This window comes from Methylotenera sp. (genome assembly GCF_013141425.1).
Taxonomy (GTDB): Bacteria; Pseudomonadota; Gammaproteobacteria; order Burkholderiales; family Methylophilaceae; genus Methylotenera.
Map to the genome: position 1 here is coordinate 1 of NZ_JABFRA010000138.1, position 18,679 is coordinate 18,679.

Genomic DNA, 18,679 nt, shown 5'->3' on the forward strand with positions numbered 1-18,679 from the left:
CAAGCGTATTGTTACCGGAACTCCCTGTCAACGTATCGTCATAATTTGAGCCCGTTAGGTTCTCAATGCTAACCACAGTATCTGAACCTGAACCGCCTGTGACTTGTGCGCCCGCAGTCGCTAAACTCACCGTGACCGCACTGGTGGCGTATTTGTAAGTAGCCGTATCAATGCCATTGCCGCCAATAAGTGTGTCACTCCCAGCCCCTCCATCAAGGATATCATTCCCCTCCCCACCATCCAACTTATCATTGCCTGTGCTACCAGTGAGGGTGTCATTACCCGCTAGCCCACTTAAATAGCTGCCGAATGTTGGGAATGACACATCTGGGGCAGCTGCAGTTTCATTATCATTACCTGTTGTAAATTCTGTTGGTGCAACGATAAGCAAGTTATGGGTTGCGGTGTTGCTACTGAATGGAGTTGTGCCGCCTGTGTCAGCAACGCTATCGAAAGTAATCACTTGACCTGAAACATAAGGAACGCCAGGGGCGCTTTCTCCTGTTCCATCCCATGTGTGAAATTCGATTGTACGAATTCCGCTTGCGTCTGCAGGTGGGGTGTAGCGTAATAGCGTTGAGCCCGTAAATAGCAGCGCTTCTCCTACGTCCGCTTGGGCAGCCACTTGCCAAGTTACACCGCTATCGGTACTAAAATGGACGGTGCCAAGTGTTACATCTCCAGTATCTGAAGTGCCAGAAACGCCAATAATCGCGACGCCTAATTGGTTAGCTGCCAAACCATCTGGGTCGGATGCACCCTCTACAAAACCACTATAGTCCGGTAAAAACCCAGAGTTAAACAACGAAACTTGAACAGCTTCGCCTACATCTCCCTGAAACATCGGTGCAACTCTAACTAAGGTTAAATTGGTATCCGCGTCGAGCAATGGCGCATTGTTGCTTCCTACAAAGCTGGTGTCTAAATTACCGCTTGCGTCTAAACGTAATAATGCAATATCGCCACCGTCTGCGCCTGAATTTTTACCTGAAACCACGATGTTGCCTGAACCATCAATCGCAAGATTAAATGCCTGCGCTGAGCCTGAGAATGCTGCGGTGTATTTACCGTCCGTGCTAAATGAAGTGTCTAGGCTACCGTCCGTATTGTAACGGGCTAATGCAAATTGGCTAGTTCCACCTGCATCTGTAGTGCTGCCTGCGACTAAAATCTTACCGTCTGCTTGCACTTTTATTGCATAGATTTCATCATTATTGCCAACGAAGTCAGTAGTAATAATTCCATTAGTACCGAAAGGAGTTGTTGTATCATCAAGTTCACCTGTGGAAGTTAATCGCGCGAGAACGAAATTGCCTTGGTTAGGAACACCGAATTCGTCATACACAGTCGTGCTACCCGCAATTAAGATATTTCCAGCGATATCTAGCGCAGTAGCGCCGTTGAATTTCCCGTTACCTAAACCGATATCGACACTGGCAACGCCTGCGGTGCCAAAGGTGTCTAAAACTCCAGCACTGGTGTAACGAATTACGGTTGCATTCGTGGTGAGGCCATCATAAGTTGTGCCAGCAACCAGAATCTTGTTGTCCGCTTGTACTAAAACACCAGTTACGATGCCACTTGTGCCAGAGTCTAACAGCTGGGTAACAAACCCGCCTGTACCAAAACTAGCATCTAACACACCAAGTGATGTATGGCGAATTAATGCATACTCGGTATCCCCTCCATTAATACGTGTTGCTACACTTAAAATACTGCCATCTGTTTGCAGTGCCGTTGCATACCCCGTTGCTGGTGGATTGCCTAATACATCATTGTCACCGCCAATTGAAGTGTGCACATAACCAATGCTGGCACTTCCGCCATCCGATGCACCAAAGGTGGTATCAAAAGCACCGTTAACATCTACTCGCACCAACACGGCGGCATATTCTGCATTAACAGTATCTGCTGCCAAACCTGAGATTAAATATTTGCCGCTTGCATCAATCTGCAGGCTATTAATTGTTTGCAGTGTGAAGTTAGCGTCAATTAAATCAAGTACTGCAACACCATTTGTGCCAAAGGTCGTATCTAAAAGGCCAGAGCTGTGGTAGCGTGTTAACACTAATTGAGCATTGCCATCTATATCGTAAGTTACACCAGCGGTGACAATTTTTCCACCTGCCACAACAGACACACCTACGGCGTAATCTACGCCGCCAACATTAGTAATTACTTGACCATTGCTCATGACAAATCCTTTCAGGTGGAATAAATTCCAGTTACACTTAATTGAGAATAAATAGCATTTACGCTATTAAGCAACAAGAATCATTAATTAGGAATACCTAGAAACCCTACTTTATGACTGGGTGATTTACCTGAGTTTTGTTTTTAAGAATACTTTAGGCAATACATTGCGTTTAGTAATTGGCCTACGATGCCTATTTTGACTTGATTTTGCCGATTGATTTTAGGTAGTTTAGCACTTGCTGTGCGCACTCTTCCATGGGCAGCTGCCCAGTATTTACGATTAACTCTGGATGCAGTGGCGCCTCGTAAGGGGAGGATATGCCAGTAAAGTTGGAACTCTTCATTTATTAATATGTTTGTAAATTTTCTGTTCGAAATAGAATTAAATTATTCTTGTTACCCCAACTATACGGCCTAATTTAAAGTGGTAAACGTTCTCTGTAGGAGCGGTCCGTGACCGCGAACCATCACCATCGCGGTCACGGACCGCTCCTACAAAAAGCCAATGTATTAGCGTGAAAGCACCGTAGTGGCATTCAGCAACGGATACGTAATTGAGAACAATACATTCAAGAATTTTTGTGTTTCGGTGATGGGCGCATTTGAAACGTAAAGCACGTCTTTATTCTCATAGTTATTCATCATTTTTAACAACTTCATTACTGTGATTTGAACAAAGCTAATTGGCGCTACGCACTATATTAGTTTGCATTTCCGGCATGTAATGGCCATTAATACCATGGTATTAAAACAAATGACTAAGCCTATAAAAGCTGTTAGTTCAAGCTTTCACATGCAAAAATATGATGTAGCATTTACATTGTGTTACATGTTAATCTGCGACTAACCAACTAATGTTCATAACATCTTGAAAAAAGACACTAAAAATCAACTGCTGGCAAAGCTGGAGGGGCTAACTTCTTTACAGATTTGGCTGTTCTCTACGCTATTTGCTGTGCTTGCTGCCTTGAGCATTGTTAGCTTGATGGGTTTGTTGCTGAAAGGTGAAGTTACTAACGACTACTTAATCACGGGCTTAGTGACCTCGATGTTTGTAGCGGGCCTTGTTGCTGGCTTGATTATTTTTTTGCTAAATCAGCAGCGCAAAAATGCTTCAAGCGCACTGCTACAAAATTTGACTACGACAGCGCCTTTAGGAGTTGCATTGGTAAGGCCTAGCGATGGCCAGTTTGTTTATACAAACCCTAGCTTTAATCAAATGACAGGCTATACGGCTAACGAACTTGCCAGCCAATTTCATTGGCCTGTGGATTTTATTGAACAGGGCATGATTGAAAAAATACTGCCGTCTATTGCGACCGAAGGTTTTTGGAAAGGTGATTTACAGAAACAAACAAAATCGGGTGTTCCCATCTGGACCGCGACTCACGTAATGACGCTACAGCATCCAGAATACGGCGAACTTTGGATGATTTATCAATCGGACATTTCCGAGCAAAAATCAGCCAATGAAAAATTAATGAAAAGTGAAATGCTTTTCAAAACCTTGATTGAATCGTCCCCCATACCGCTGGCCCTCAACGATGACGCTGGCAACATCAACTATTTAAATACGGTTTTTTTAAATAGCATTGGTTACACGCAGGAGGAAATTCCGACTTTAGAGGACTGGTGGCCGCTCGCCTATCCTGACCCAAACTATCGGCAATGGGTTATTGGGCAATGGCAACAACATGCCGAAAAAGCCAAGAATTCTGGCAAGCCATTTAAACCTTTAGAAGCCAAAGTTCGCTGCAAAGACGGTTCTGACAAAACGTTTTTGTGCAGCACGACTGACTTGACAGGTAGCATGACAGCGCAACATTTGGTTGTGCTATACGACATTACCGAGCGCAAAGTAGCGGAGGAAGACTTAAAGAAATTGCGCCACTCGCTGGAAGAATCGCGCGACCGCTATCAAGATTTGTATGAGTTTGCGCCGGTTGGTTACCTTTCACTCAGCAACCACGGCCTAATTAGCGATGTTAACTGGAAAGCGACCTCTCTTTTTGGCTTGGGGCGTAAAGAGCTTAACCAACACCGTTTAGCCGAGTTTGTGGCTGAAGAAGACAAAGCGCTGTGGCAACGCACCTTTGCCAGTTTAAAAGACCTGATTGAAGGCGAAGAACTGAGCTTTGACATAAAATTTAATCATCATTCTGGTAGCACATTTACCGCTAGCTTAAACTGTTTGCGTATGGAGGATGATGATGACCTGCCGATTTTACGCCTGACGCTAACAGATGTAACGCAGCTAAAACTTGCAGAAAATAAACTCATTCGCAACGAAACCTATTTGCAATCCATTATCGATAACGAGCCCGAGAGCATTAAAGTGGTGGATGCCAGCGGTTGCATCGTACAGATGAACCCTGCGGGATTAGCCATGCTAGAGGCTAACTCACTGCAACAAGCTTGTAGTCAGCCTTTGATTGATTACATCGCACCTGAATACCAAGTGGCTTTTAAAGAAATGCTTAAGCACGTTATTGCGGGCGAAACCATGCAATTAGAGCACGAAATTATCGGCTTAAATGGTGGCCGGCGTTGGATGGAGGCCCATGCTGTACCTATCGTGGAGGATGGTAAAAAGCTGATGCTAAGTGTTACGCGCGACATTACTGAAAAAAAACACGCCGCACTTCGCATCGAAAAACTGCTTGCGGAACAAGCTATCATATTAGATAACCGCTTAGTTGCTATTTCTACGGCGCGTGACCGAAAACTCACTTGGACAAATAAGGCTTTTGAAAAACTGTTGGGCTATAGCAAAAAAGAACTCACTGGTATACCCACTCGTAAGTTTTACGTAGATGAAGCCGACTATCAATCAATAGGAATGGCCTACGCGAATATCGAACATAAAGATGTTGTACGTAAACAATACCCGTTTGTGCGCAAAGATGGTCAACGCATTTGGGTAGATGTGAGAGGTTCTTTGCTTGATAAAGAAAGCGGTGAATCGCTTTGGGTGTTTATTGATGTAACGGAAACCAAGCTGAATGAGGTTGCGCTTAAGGAAGCAAACCAATTTCTAAGAACCGTGATTGATAATTCACCTTTGCGTATTTTTTGGAAAGACAAAGACTTACGCTACCTAGGTTGCAACCCCGCTTTTGCAAAAGATGCAGGCAAAAACTCACCCGAAGAAGTGGTTGGCAAAAATGATTATGAAATGGGCTGGGCGGACCAAGCGGACATTTACCGAGCTGATGACCAAATGGTAATTGAATCTGGGCGAACCAAGCTGTTTTTTGAAGAGCCGCAAACCACGCCAGAGGGAAAAACCATCTGGCTGCGCACCTCTAAAGTGCCACTCAAAAACCAGAAAAATGAGCCTATTGGTATCTTAGGTATGTACGAAGATATTACCGAGCGCAAGAATACAGAATTTGAACTGCGTATTGCCGCCACGGCCTTTGAGTCACAAGAAGGCATTATGATTGCCGACAAAAATCGCAATATGCTGCGAGTGAACCGTGCCTTTAGCAATATCACCGGCTACAGCGCAGAAGAAATCATCGGCAAGAACCCACGTATTTTAAGCTCGGGTCTGCACACCAAAGAATTCTATGAAAACATATGGGAGAGCATCAATAAAACCAATTCATGGCAAGGCGAGATTTGGAATAAGCGCAAAGGTGGCGAAATCTACCTAGAGTATCTCACCATTACTACCGTTCAAAGCGAGGATGGCGCCGTGACAAATTATGTCGCCACCATTTCGGACATCACACAAAGTAAGCTGGCTTCCGCAGAAATCGAACAAATGGCGTTTTACGATGCGCTTACAGGCCTGCCGAATAGACGCCTATTGCTTGATCGACTAAATCACGCCATTAGCGCTAGTAGCCGCACTGGCACCCATGGTGCAGTGCTGTTTTTAGACCTCGACCATTTTAAATCGTTGAATGACACGCTTGGGCACGACGTGGGCGATTTGCTGCTTAAGCAAGTCAGCGCGCGCCTTAAATCTTGCTTGCGTGAAGGTGATACCGTTTCACGCCTAGGGGGTGATGAATACGTGGTGGTGCTGGAAGAACTCAGCACCCATGCCACCGAAGCCGCAAGACAAACAGAGCAGATTGGTAAGAACATACTGGCAAAATGCACGAACCCTATCAACTGGCAACCCATGAGCATCACAGCACTGTCAGCATTGGCATTTCGCTTTTTGGTGGTGACCACCTTGCTACAGAAGAAGATCTGTTAAAACATGCGGATATTGCCATGTATCAGGCCAAAAAAGCGGGCCGCAGTACCTTGCGTTTTTTTGATCCAGCCATGCAGGAAGCCATTCAATGGCGCGTTACGCTCGAAAATGACTTGCGCCAAGCCTTAGAACAACAGCAATTTAAGCTGTATTATCAAGTGCAGGTGGATTTTTTACACCATGCCATTGGCGTGGAGGCTTTAATCCGCTGGATTCATCCAGAGCGCGGATTAATCTCGCCGTTTGATTTTATTCCTGTAGCTGAAGAAACTGGCTTGATACTTCCGATTGGCCAATGGGTGTTAGAGGCGGCATGCGCGCAAATCAAGGCTTGGGAACAAAACGAGCAAACACGCCATTTAACGGTGTCAGTGAATGTGAGCGCAAAGCAGTTCCGTCAGCCAGACTTTGTCAGCACGGTTAAATCCATCATTGCCTTCTACGCGATAGACCCAACGTTGCTCAAGCTTGAGTTGACTGAATCCTTGTTGCTAGACAACATCGAAGACACCATTAGCACCATGAACAACTTAAAAGAAAGTGGCATCGTGTTCTCGCTCGATGACTTTGGTACTGGCTATTCATCGCTACAATACCTGAAGCGCTTGCCCTTGTATCAGCTCAAAATTGACCAATCGTTTGTGCGCGACATTGCGGCAGACAACAACGACCAGATGATTATCCGCACAATTATTGCCATGGCACACATGCTAGACCTGAACGTTATCGCGGAAGGGGTCGAGACCATGGAGCAGCAACAAATCTTGCTCAGCAATGGTTGCACACATTATCAAGGTTATTTATTTGGCAAACCCATGCCGATTGAGGCGTTTGAGGCGACGCTAGATAGGCTTTAACAAAAGCCATTTGCATCAATATTGTTGCATCGTGTCAATACGGAAATTAAAAGCAGGTCCGCTTCTACCTAAAAGTCACTTCACTATTCAATGCTACAAAGTACAATGCTTCGACAAGCTCCGCATACTTGAACCTCAACATACTAGGTGCAGTTTTTCCGTAAAGGCGCAAGCAAGGGCGATAAACCGTTGTGGTCGATCTCCTGCATTAGCGCCAGCAAACGCCCTAATTCGCCCGCAGGGAAACCTTCCCGGGCAAACCAATTAAGATATTGGCCTGGCAAATCGGCAATCAGACGGCCTTTGTATTTTCCATACGGCATGGCCAGTGTAAGCAGCTTTTGCAGACTTTCTACGTTTAAGTCTTCAGGGTTCATGTTCACTCTGTGTTGATTTTATGCACATTTTAATCTGATTTACATAGGCAATGCATTTGCCGCATAATGATTAAACCAATCATTTAATCATTTGGAACTCGCCCATGATTAACATTAAAAAATTTCTCACTTTAATTTTACTTGGCCTGATGTTGTCTTTGCCAGCATGGGCAAAAGACGTGGCACTAGAACAAGCCAGCGTAAGCGATGCGCGTCGTGATTACGAAAATGCCAACGCCGATTATGAAAGCATTACCAACGCCATACAAATACAAGAAAAAAACCTCGCAGAAGGTCAAGCGCGTTTAAAAAAACTACAAAGTGAGCAAGCGGAGGCCGAAATCAAACGCGCCGACGCAAAAGCGCAACTTGAGAAAAAACAAAAAGAATTAGAACGCGCTTGGAATAATAGTCAATAAATTACCGTTGTGTGCTTGTGTTTTCCAACATTTCGCAGAATTTTCCAGTGTTTCGCCCTGTTTATTAATACAATAATCAAGCCCAATTAACCAATGTTATTGGCGCAGTTATTCGTTCATAGTGCTTAATGTTATTCGTCACTAATACAGCATTTGCCGCTAACGAATGTGCCGCAATCATCATATCCATATCACCAATGGGCTGCCCTGTAGACACCAGTTGATGTCGAATTTCAGCAGAATGATTTGCTGCTTCACTATCCCAGGCCAATACGCGAATAATACTTAAAAACTTTCTGACTACATTTTGTAGTGCATGTGTTTCTGGCAGACGTTTTAAGCCATATAATAACTCGGCCTGTGTGATGACTGAAACACACACCATGGATGGTGGCAACTGCGTTAACTTGGCTTCAATATGCGGTGCACGGCCTTTTATTAAATAACTTGCCGTATCGGTATCGAGCATATGTAAAACACTCATTTAGACTTACCTGTAACTACAAGCACATCATCAAACAAAATACGTTCTTGTGGTGGATAATTCATTGGCCGCTCCAACATAAAATCCTCAGGCACGTCCACGGTATGTAACAATTGAAAAAAATCATTCCAAGCTGAGACACTTGGACGGGCAGATAGCACAACATCACCTGTCACTTCATTTTTGGCGATAAAGACTTCATCTCCTTCAAAGCGAAACTCTGCCGGCAAACGCACGGCTTGACTCGCCCCATTCTTAAATAATTTTGCAACTCTTACATCCATTATAAGCTCCCATCGCAACAACTTTGTATATATTAAAGTATATACATTAATGATGGCTAGTCAAGTAAAAAGTCATTCCTTTTCTTTGTAAAGCTATTCGCAAATGAACTTACAATTTCGATTTCAAGGCAAAAACCCGCTTTATTCTCACAATTGAATTGCTACCCCCCCGTTTATATTTGAGCCTGTACAGATATGAATGGGGTTTAAATGGCACGTCCTGAAAAGATTCGCCTGGGTGAGATTCTAGTTCAGCAAAATTTAATTAGCGCTGATGATTTAGATAAATCGCTGGAAGAACAAAAACGCACTGGCCGCAAGCTGGGCCGTATTTTTGTGGATAAAGGCTTTGTGACAGAAACGCAGATTTCTGAAGCCTTGGCTCGCCAGTTAAAAGTCCCGTTTATCGATTTACAACAGTTCAGCACCAAGCCTGAAATCATCAACAAACTCCCCGAAGCGCAAGCCAGACGCTTACGTTGTGCTGTACTTGCCGACAAAGGCAATAGTTATTTGGTGGGCATGGTCGACCCAACGGATTTATTTGCCTACGACGAGCTCGTGCGCTTGCTGCATAAAGAAATTGAACTGGCGGTAATTCAAGAAGGCGCCCTACTGCAGCTGATTGATCGCAGCTACCGTCGCACCGATGAAATATCGAATCTAGCCTTAGAATTAGGTCAGGATTTAGGCGACACCGCGATTGACTTCGCGGCAATGGGATTAACTGGTAACGCCGAAGAAGCGCCTGTTGTTAAGCTGCTACAAACTATTTTTGAAGATGCCGTTCAAGTGCGTGCATCGGATATTCATATTGAACCGCAAGAACACAAACTGCATATTCGCTTTCGGATAGATGGCGTGATGCACTTGCAGACCGAGGCTGATTTGAAAATCGCCTCTGCGTTGGCACTACGTTTGAAACTGATGTCTGGCTTGGATATTTCAGAAAAACGCTTGCCACAAGATGGCCGTTTTGCGGTGAAAGTGAAACAACAAGCCGTTGATGTGCGTATTTCGTCCATGCCCACACAATATGGCGAATCGGTTGTCATGCGCTTGTTGATTCAAAACACTGCGGGTTTTTCATTAGAAAAACTCGGCATGCCACCGGAGATGCTAGAACGTTTCCGCAAACTGATTCATCGCCCGAGTGGCATGGTATTGGTAACGGGGCCAACCGGTAGCGGTAAAACCACGACTCTCTATGCAGCGTTAAGCGAACTAAACTCCACCTCGAATAAAATTATTACGGTGGAAGACCCTGTTGAATACCGTTTAAATGGCATCAACCAAGTACAGGTGAACGAGAAAATCGATTTAAGTTTTTCACGCGTACTGCGCTCTACCCTGCGACAAGACCCCGATATTATTCTGGTGGGTGAAATGCGCGACCAAGAAACCGCACAAATCGGTTTACGTGCCGCCATGACAGGCCATTTGGTGCTTTCCACCCTGCATACTAACGATGCCATCAGCACGCCGATTCGCATGATTGACATGGGAGCACCACGCTATATGGTCGCTATGTCGGTGTTGGCAGTTGTAGCACAACGTTTACTTAGATTGGTCTGCGATGGTTGTGCAGAAACCTATACACCAGAGCCTTTTGAACACGCATGGCTACAACATGAACTTGGCGACCAGGTAGCACAACATCGTTATGTGCATGGCAAAGGTTGCAGCATTTGTAATGGCACCGGCTACCAAGGCCGCGTCGGCGTATATGAACTGCTAGAAATGGACAATGAATTGATTGACGCTGCAAGTCACCATGACCCAAATCATTTTATCAAGCTTGCTAGGCAGCACATGGCAGGCAAGACCTTACGTAAGAGTGCAGTAGAGTTAGTCATTAGCAAACGTACAACCATTTCTGAAGCCATGCGCATCAGCAATCAGTTTGAAGAATAGGCCAAGGAAAACTAAATGCCATTTTTCACTTACAAAGGTCGCGATAAACAAGGTGCTCTAGTACAAGGTGTTTTGGAGAGCCAAGACAGTAGCACGCTTGCTAGCCAGTTGTTTGGCCTGAATATTACGCCTATCGAAATTCTAGCTAAAGAGGCCGCTTCAGGCTCACAAAATATTTCGATTAATCTGTTTGAAGAAAAAATTGAAACTATCGATGTCATGCTGTTTAGTCGACAAATGTACACGCTGTTGAAAGCTGGCATTCCGATTATGAATGCGCTTAATGGCTTGCAGGCTTCTACTAACAACAAGGCTTTTGCTGCTGTTGTTGGCAATATTCGTGAAAGCTTAGGTAGCGGGCGCGAGCTTTCATCAGCCTTATCGCAGCATGCAAATGTGTTCTCGAGCTTTTATATCAACATGGTACGCGTAGGTGAAACTACTGGTATGTTAGATACCGTATTTTTGCGCTTATTCGATCACCTTGAATTTGAACGCTTTATGCACGACCAAATCAAGTCTGCCCTGCGCTACCCTACTTTTGTGGTGGTGGCGATGGGTATTGCCATTGTCGTGGTTAATCTATTCGTTATTCCAGCCTTTGCTAAAGTCTTTCAAAGTTTTGGCGCTGAATTACCGTTAATGACCAGAATACTATTAGCTTTTTCTAACTTCATGGTGGCAGCTTGGCCGTATTTATTGCTTGGCATTATCGGCGGCGTATTTTTATTCCGCTCTTATGTCAAAACCAGCATCGGTAAATTCAAATGGGATAAATTCAAACTTGGCACTCCGTTAGCAGGGAAAATTATTCATAAAGCTACCATGTCGCGTTTTGCCAGAAGTTTTGCGTTAGCCAGTAAAAGTGGCGTGCCGATTACCACCGGATTAAAGTTAGTGGCACAAACGGCCGATAACGACTATATCGCGAGCAAAATTGAGCAAATGCGAGAAGGAGTTGAGCGCGGCGAAAGTATCTTACGCACCGCGACTAACAGCGGAGTATTCAACCCGATTGTATTGCAAATGATTGCCGTGGGTGAAGAGTCTGGGGCGCTGGATGATTTGATGCAAGAAGTTGCGGACATGTACCAGCGTGACGTGGAATATGAGATTAAGACGCTAGGCGCACAGATTGAACCGATTTTGATTGTGTTTTTAGGGATTATGGTGCTGATTTTAGCCTTAGGTATTTTCTTGCCGATTTGGGATTTAGGCAATGTGGCACTGCACAAAGGCTAACGAGGTAAAAGTTTAAAGTGGGCGCGCAATTACCAAGACATGCAGCGAGTACGCATCGTTTCGATTTTGCAGTAACGCTAACAGTGATTGGAATACTGGCGACCTTGTTACTGGGCTATTTGAACAAAGCACAAAACGATATTGAAAAAGTAATTGTAGAAACTGAGTTAAACAATTTTCGCTTGAGTTTGACTGAATATTGGGTGAATAAAAGCCTAATGAATCAATCGATTGATAGTAAAGCATTGAACAATAGTAATCCTATGTTGCTTATAGCCGAAAGGCCAGAGAACTATATCGGTGAGTTTTCTGAGGCTCCAGGAAGCAGTAAAGCAGTGTGGTATTTCGATACCACAACGAAACAACTGATTTATGTATTTAATGATGGCCACCAAGCCAGCTACAGGCTTAGTAGTACAGCTGGACGTGCTAAAGCCTCATTATTAACTGTAGGTGGTTTGGATTTAGTGAAAGACGTAACAGAAGTAAATTGATAGATAGATTTTAATTTTTAAAGGACTCACCATGATGAACAAAACTAAACGCTTTAGCGCATTTAATCTTACTAAGGTTAACCATGCGAAAGGTTTCACCTTAATTGAATTAATTGTGGTGATTCTAATTCTAGCCATTTTGGCAGCGATTGCATTGCCAAGATTTACTAATTTACAAAAAGACGCCCGCATTGCAAAACTCAATGCCGCAAGGGGCAGCGTAGCTGCCTCAGCCGCTTTGGTGCATGCCACAGCCATCGCCAGAAACAACCTTGCGGATACCGCGGCTTGCCCAGGCGGCGGTGGAATTGCCAACAACACTACCACGGTTTGTACTGAGGCTGGCAATATCGCAATGGTATTTTCTTACCCGGATGTCACTACTATCGGCACGGCAGGTTTGTTATCGGCTGCCGGTTTAACTACTTCATTCAACCCAACCTTGGCTGAGTTGAATGGCGACGGTTATAACTACCTAGAAAATGGCACAGTCGCCACCTTTCAAATTCAAGGTGCGCCGAATCCAGCTCAATGCCAGTTCACTTATACTGAACCAGCCGTAGCCAATACTTCACCAGTGATTACCCCTGCAGTCACTGGCGGTTGTTAGTTTTAAAAATGAAATTTTAAAGTTGTAAGTTTTAAATTGAGTTGAAATGTTTTAAATCTGTAATGTAGTCATTTATTTTATTTAGTTTTATATTTTTTTAAGGAGTCATTGAAATGAAACAACATAAATTTGGTACAACGCAATCTGGTTTTACCTTGGTAGAGCTAGTGGTAGTGATTGTGATTTTGGGTATTTTGGCGGCCACGGCTTTGCCAAGATTTATTAATTTAACTACTGATGCTAACCTTGCGGCGGCAAATGGCGTCGCTGGCGGTCTGCGCTCTGCGGCAAGTGTTGTTCAAGCACGATTTTTTGCTACGGGTACTAGCTCGAGCCCAGTAACAATGGCTGACACGACACAGGTGACGGTAAGTACTACAACTGGCCTTCCAACTGCAGATGCAGCAGGTATCGTAGCTGCAATGCAATCAGTAGACGGCTTTACAGTAACGCATGCAGCTGGTGTTTCAACTTTTGCAATTACTAAAACGCCTGCCTGCCTTGTAACGTATACCGCTGCAACAGGTGTTGTTAGTACTGCAGCAGTAACAGCAACAAATTGTAAATAAATCTGCTTAACATTAGACTTTATCTAATGTATCAGTTTTGTTAGATTGATATGACCATAATACAGCGAGAATCTGGATTCACAATCGTCGAGCTTGTCGCTGTACTGGTAATTACTGGCATTATCGCCGCCATCGCTGCACCGCGCTTTATTGGCGTGGATGCGTTTGATGCACGCGGTAGCCATGGCACATTGGTTTCTGCGTTGCGCTATGCGCAAAAAACCGCTATCGCACAACGCAGAAGTGTATTTGTGAACATCAACACCACAACGCGTGTTGTCTGTTTAGGCTATACCAACAACTGCAGCTCTGCCGTGCTTGACCCCGCTACGCAGGCCACTTATTCTAAAACATTATCGAATAACGTGACCATAAGCTCGACTACCTCCCCGATTGGTTTTGACGGCTTAGGCAGGCCAATTCCTAATGCCAGCGCCACCTTCACCATTCAGAATGCGGTGGTGCCAAGTGAATCAACACGCATTATTACTATAGAAGCAGAAACAGGCTATGTGCGTTAATCCATCTCACCTGAAACCTTCATCACACCTGTTGCGACGGCGCCTTGATCTTGTCGAAGGGCACAGTTTTAAACGCACAATGTCTTTAGCCAAGCAACAACTTGGTGTGACACTCGTCGAACTCGTCGTATTTATGGTGATTGTTAGTGTGGCTTTGGTTGGCGTGCTAAAAGTGCTGGAAATTACCAACAAAGGCAGTGCAGACCCATTGGTGCGTAAACAAGCCATTGCCATTGCCGAATCGTTGTTACTAGAAATCGAGCAACAGCCTTTTACTTTATGCGACCCAGACGATGCCAATGCAGCAACAGCGGTCACCACAGCAGATTGCACAGGCGGCGCGGCAGTTTCGCAAGACAAAGGCGGCGCGGCACTAACTAGCGCTACACCCAATAGCGAAAGCCGCTACAGCAACACCAACCCGTTTGATAACGTAGCAGACTACGGCGGCTTTACCATGCCAGACGCTAATTGCGCGGGCATTTGCAGCCCGGGTAACAACACGCCCTTAGGGGGCTTGGGCGCTTATGCTGCTAACGTAACCATTAACCGTGTAGGAGCCAGCGCACCTTATGCAGCCTTGCCTTTAAATGCCGTGTTACAAATTGTGGTGCGTGTAACAGGCCCGGCCAACACAGATGTAACACTCACGGGTTATCGGTTTCGATATGCGCCTAATATTTAATTCAAAAGGTTTTACCTTGGTCGAAATGGTGGTGGTCATCACCATTGTCGCCATACTTGCTGCGGGCGCCGCTCTATTTATTCGCAACCCAACACAGGCGTTTATTGATAGTGAAAATCGCGCCAATCTAACAGACCGCGCCGATACGGCATTACGTCGCATGGCTCGTGATATTCGCAATGCTTTGCCCAATAGTGTTCGCACCGCAAGCAATGGTGCAGATAGTTTTATCGAATTTGTCCCCGTAAAAGTAGCAGGCAGATACCGTGCTGCAGTAGGGAATTCTGCAACTGACAACCCATTAGATTTTTCACTTTCGGCAGATACTTTTGATGTACTTGGTCCAGCTGTAAATATTGCCGCAGGCGATGAGTTAGTGATTTATAACTTAGGCATTGCAGGTTCAGATGTGTATGAAGGTAGCAATAGCCGTGCGCTACAAACCACGGGTAATCTAAATACCTTAAGTTTTAGTGGTGGCTTATTTCCGCAGCCTTCGCCCTCTAGCCGATTTTTTGTGGTTTCCACACCCGTTTCATACGTTTGTGACATGACCAATCACGTACTTTTAATGTACAACGACTATACAATGCAAGCTACGCAACCTAGCAACGTAGCCACACTTAATGGTCTAGCGACCGCTAGACAGCTAGCCGCCAATTTATCTACTTGCCAAATTAACTATGTTCCTGGAATCTTGCAAAGAAGCGGTGTGGTGACACTTTACTTAGGTTTTACGCAAGATGCGGCAACCGTTACGCTGATGCATCAGGTAAATGTGGTGAACTCACCATGAAGATGCCAATAAATTACAATATAAAAAACTGCAAAGGGTTTTTACTACCTGCCGCAATATTCATTCTGGTTATACTGGCTGGCTTAGGCGCATACGCGCTCAACATTACCAGTATTCAGCAACGAACATCCCTGCAAGATACGCAAGGCTCAAGGGCTTACCAAGCCGCGCGTGCAGGTGTGGAATGGGCAGCCTATCAAGTGTTAAATCCAGGCTTTAAATATGGAGCTTTGGTGAACTGCCCCGCCAGCCCAAGCACATTGACCATCGACAACTTTACAGTAACGATTTCATGCAGTCGATCAGCCGATTTTTTTGAGCAAGGCACCGACCACACCATTGCCATGTACGACATTACCTCAACGGCCAGTTTTGGCACCGTTGGCGAACTCAATTATATTGAACGCCAAATACAACTCACCCTAAGTAAATGTTTAGGTACAGACGAAATACCAAACTATCAATGTAGCTAGCAATACCGCTAAATAAGGCCTAAAACCCTATTTAATTGAGCATTTAACCTTAGCAATCAAATTGCATAATGACCTAGTCTGACATGAAAAGGATTAGGAAAAGCAGTGCATTGGCTTAGCAAACAAATTATCAGCTTCAAACTACGCATAATTAATATCGTAGATTACGTGCTATCAACCATAACCAACCTACAGTTGGCTGGCATTGTATTGTTTGCTTTATTCGCCAGTAATTCCGCAAATGCTACCACAGTAGAATTCAACAGTAGTGGCGGCAGCTCTACTACCAATGGACTTCATTTTTATATTGATGACTCTACGCAACTTCAAGTAAAGCGCTTAAACAATAGTGGCCAAGTGTATGACCCTGCTTTAACGCCACCTAATTCCCAATTGGATAACGGCATATATTTACGCGCCAACACCAAGCTATATGGGCCAACTCACAACGTTGTTAATGGCTTTACTTTTGCCCCGTCTGGTGGCGCCTTTACTTCACGCAGCATCACGGCCGTTTCCCCTGTTAACCCAGCTACGAGTGGTGACCAGCAAATTGCAACGCATCAATTTGGTGTGACTTCTGGCCCTCAGGTCACCATCAATTGGAAATACACTATTCCATTTGACTTTATTACTGCAGAAGTCACGCTTGTTATCCCGTCAGGTTATGCAATTAGCGCCTCAAATCCTGTTCGTTATTACCATGTAGCAGATACATTTCTGGGTGGCAGTGACTCTGGCTGCGGAGTTAAATTTACGGATAGCAATGGCAAAACAGTGATTGGCACTTACCCGCCCTTAACTAGCACGTGCCCTTCCACAACAAGCGTCCCTACCGGCATTTCTGTCGTTGAATCTTTCCGTGAACGAAGCGGTTTAAGCTTCTCGAGCTATTGTGCAACTAGCTGGAGCAGTTTTTGGATATCAGACGCCAACAGTTGCCTAATCACGCAGAATGCTAATTTGAGCAACGATATTACCAACACCTATGAAGATACTGGTATAGGTATTCAATACAACTTCACTTCAGCTGGAACATATACATTTAGCTATGACTTCGTAGTAGGTTCTACTATTGTGCCAGCATACGACCATCTGGAAATCAGGCATCCAGGCACTGCAACTTTATGTCCAGCCACACTTACTGTTCTGGCTTGCACTTCAACCACAGTGCCCTGCCCAGCCGCCAATATAGTCAATACTGGCACATTAACAGGCAGTATTAAAAACACACCTGCGGCACCAGCACTTACTCAAACGCCATCAAGCTTTACACTTGGTTCAACAGCCTCTACAGCAACGGTCACGTTACAAGGTTCTGGCGCAGGCGCTTATGTACTTTCTGCAACGGGGCTAAGCTCCACCCCTCTAAACGGAACTAAATGTTGGAATACGACAACCAGCACCTCAAGCTGCGCCTATGTGGTGACGAATACAGCTTGCGTAAGTAACTTTGATTGTATGGAAACAGGCATTACTTACAACAATTTAACAACCAGCCCGAGCGCACGCAATCCGCTATACACCAAACTGACTGGAACAAATTTTAAATTTGACGTGGTTGCTTTGCAAAGTAGCGGAGCAACCGCTACAAGCTACACAGCGTCTTCTGGCGTAACGGTAGAACTATTTGACGATAGCACAAGTCCGCAGCCTTCTTGCAGTGCATACACTTCACCCATTGCAAGTCAGGCGATTACATTTGTTACTGGGGATTCTGGCCGTAAAACATTGCCTGCGAACTTTACAATTGCTAATGCGTATAAAAAATTACGCTGTCGTGTTAAAGATACCAATGTTTCAGTATATGGATGCTCTTCAGATAATTTTGCAGTGCGCCCAACTAGTTTTACAGTAAGCTCAAGCAATGCAAATGCGGATGCCACAGGCGCCAGTACAACGGCCACACCAAGACTAGCCGCAGGTAGTAATTTTGTACTCACTGCCAGTACAGGCTTAACTAACTACAATGGCACAGCCAGCATAGATAACACCAAGCTTACTGCCCATACCAGTGCAGTACAAACAGGCACACTTACTGGAAATTTTAGTGTAGCAAGCGCTGGCACTGCGACAGGAGCAGCCTTTAAATATAGTGAAGTAGGTTATTTCAAATTCAACGCCAATGGCGTTTATGACGATTCATTTACAGCCATTGATTCAACTGTTGGCGACTGCGTGAGTGGCTTTACTGCAAGCGGTAACAAATTTGGCTGTAGTTTTGGTAACTCAGCTGCTACAAACTATTTCGGTCGCTTTATTCCAGACCATTTTGATACGATAGTCATACAAGGCTGTAGCACGGGAGCATTTACCTATTCTGCCCAGCCATTTAACACACAAATTACAGCGCGGCATTCAGGCGGTGGTAGAACGCAAAACTATGATAGTGCTGCCAGCTTTTCTAAAAACCTTGTGCTTTCAGATGCCAATGCAGTAGCAACAGGTAGTCTTGCTTCTGCTACTGTTGCAGCCAGTGCCTTTAGTGCAGGCATTGCCAATGCAACGCCATCCTTTAATTTCAACACAGCTAAAACTGCACCAG

The 18,679-nt window shown here is 44.8% G+C and carries 16 protein-coding genes and 2 pseudogenes; 12 read left to right on the forward strand and 6 right to left on the reverse strand.

Translation table 11 applies throughout. The features are described from left to right. From HOO90_RS11900 to HOO90_RS11910, 3 genes and pseudogenes are all read right to left on the reverse strand, one after another. A pseudogene (locus HOO90_RS11900) lies at positions 1-2,194 on the reverse strand (hypothetical protein); the annotation flags it as partial. A 193-nt stretch (positions 2,195-2,387) separates the two neighbouring features. Beyond that, entirely contained in the window at positions 2,388-2,540 is a 153-nt protein-coding gene (locus tag HOO90_RS11905; RefSeq protein ID WP_292843348.1) for an adenylyl-sulfate kinase, read from the reverse strand. A 166-nt stretch (positions 2,541-2,706) separates the two neighbouring features. Next, on the reverse strand, positions 2,707-2,841 hold the full coding sequence (locus HOO90_RS11910; protein ID WP_292843350.1) for a hypothetical protein: 135 nt from the start codon (positions 2,839-2,841) through the stop codon (positions 2,707-2,709). A 478-nt stretch (positions 2,842-3,319) separates the two neighbouring features. Here HOO90_RS11910 and HOO90_RS11915 point away from each other — a divergent pair. Beyond that, positions 3,320-7,266, forward strand: a pseudogene (locus HOO90_RS11915) (GGDEF domain-containing phosphodiesterase); the annotation flags it as partial. Positions 7,267-7,409: 143 nt separating this feature from the next. Here HOO90_RS11915 and HOO90_RS11925 read toward each other — a convergent pair. Continuing rightward, a complete protein-coding gene (locus HOO90_RS11925; RefSeq protein WP_292843352.1) occupies positions 7,410-7,643 on the reverse strand; it encodes a DUF3820 family protein in 234 nt (77 codons plus the stop codon). Between the two features lie 104 nt (positions 7,644-7,747). On the opposite strand from HOO90_RS11925, the gene HOO90_RS11930 reads away from it, so the two are divergent. After that, positions 7,748-8,062 (forward strand): hypothetical protein, encoded by a 315-nt coding sequence (locus HOO90_RS11930; protein ID WP_292843354.1) that lies wholly within the window; start codon positions 7,748-7,750, stop codon positions 8,060-8,062. Positions 8,063-8,138: 76 nt separating this feature from the next. Here HOO90_RS11930 and HOO90_RS11935 read toward each other — a convergent pair whose 3' ends face one another. Both HOO90_RS11935 and HOO90_RS11940 read right to left on the reverse strand, forming a co-directional pair. Continuing rightward, complete coding sequence (locus HOO90_RS11935) at positions 8,139-8,546, reverse strand: type II toxin-antitoxin system VapC family toxin (RefSeq protein WP_292843356.1); 408 nt, start codon at positions 8,544-8,546, stop codon at positions 8,139-8,141. After that, positions 8,543-8,830, reverse strand: coding sequence for an antitoxin (locus tag HOO90_RS11940; protein WP_292843358.1), 288 nt, complete (start codon positions 8,828-8,830; stop codon positions 8,543-8,545). The genes HOO90_RS11935 and HOO90_RS11940 overlap by 4 nt, the downstream gene beginning before the upstream one ends. Before the next feature lie 210 nt (positions 8,831-9,040). Here HOO90_RS11940 and HOO90_RS11945 point away from each other — a divergent pair, with 210 nt between their 5' ends. From HOO90_RS11945 to HOO90_RS11990, 10 genes are all read left to right on the forward strand, one after another. After that, a complete protein-coding gene (locus tag HOO90_RS11945) occupies positions 9,041-10,744 on the forward strand; it encodes a type II/IV secretion system protein (RefSeq protein ID WP_292843360.1) in 1,704 nt (567 codons plus the stop codon). 15 nt (positions 10,745-10,759) lie between these two features. Then, positions 10,760-11,986, forward strand: coding sequence for a type II secretion system F family protein (locus tag HOO90_RS11950; RefSeq protein ID WP_292843362.1), 1,227 nt, complete (start codon positions 10,760-10,762; stop codon positions 11,984-11,986). A 17-nt stretch (positions 11,987-12,003) separates the two neighbouring features. After that, on the forward strand, positions 12,004-12,480 hold the full coding sequence (locus HOO90_RS11955; protein WP_292843363.1) for a hypothetical protein: 477 nt from the start codon (positions 12,004-12,006) through the stop codon (positions 12,478-12,480). 34 nt (positions 12,481-12,514) lie between these two features. Further along, the gene (locus tag HOO90_RS11960) at positions 12,515-13,090 is read left to right on the forward strand and encodes a prepilin-type N-terminal cleavage/methylation domain-containing protein (protein ID WP_292843377.1); all 576 of its coding nucleotides are present in this window, start codon (positions 12,515-12,517) and stop codon (positions 13,088-13,090) included. Between the two features lie 113 nt (positions 13,091-13,203). Beyond that, positions 13,204-13,659 carry a prepilin-type N-terminal cleavage/methylation domain-containing protein gene (locus HOO90_RS11965; RefSeq protein WP_292843365.1) on the forward strand — a complete coding sequence of 152 codons (456 nt, stop codon included), beginning with the start codon at positions 13,204-13,206 and terminating at the stop codon, positions 13,657-13,659. Positions 13,660-13,709: 50 nt separating this feature from the next. Next, on the forward strand, positions 13,710-14,180 hold the full coding sequence (locus HOO90_RS11970) for a GspH/FimT family pseudopilin (protein WP_292843367.1): 471 nt from the start codon (positions 13,710-13,712) through the stop codon (positions 14,178-14,180). 79 nt (positions 14,181-14,259) lie between these two features. Then, the gene (locus HOO90_RS11975) at positions 14,260-14,865 is read left to right on the forward strand and encodes a type II secretion system protein (protein ID WP_292843369.1); all 606 of its coding nucleotides are present in this window, start codon (positions 14,260-14,262) and stop codon (positions 14,863-14,865) included. Then, a complete protein-coding gene (locus tag HOO90_RS11980; RefSeq protein ID WP_292843371.1) occupies positions 14,849-15,661 on the forward strand; it encodes a type II secretion system protein in 813 nt (270 codons plus the stop codon). The genes HOO90_RS11975 and HOO90_RS11980 overlap by 17 nt, the downstream gene beginning before the upstream one ends. Further along, entirely contained in the window at positions 15,658-16,134 is a 477-nt protein-coding gene (locus HOO90_RS11985; protein WP_292843373.1) for a hypothetical protein, read from the forward strand. The genes HOO90_RS11980 and HOO90_RS11985 overlap by 4 nt, the downstream gene beginning before the upstream one ends. A 105-nt stretch (positions 16,135-16,239) precedes the next feature. Further along, positions 16,240-18,679 (forward strand): DUF6701 domain-containing protein (locus HOO90_RS11990; RefSeq protein ID WP_366928762.1); only part of this gene is annotated, 2,440 nt, incomplete at its 3' end.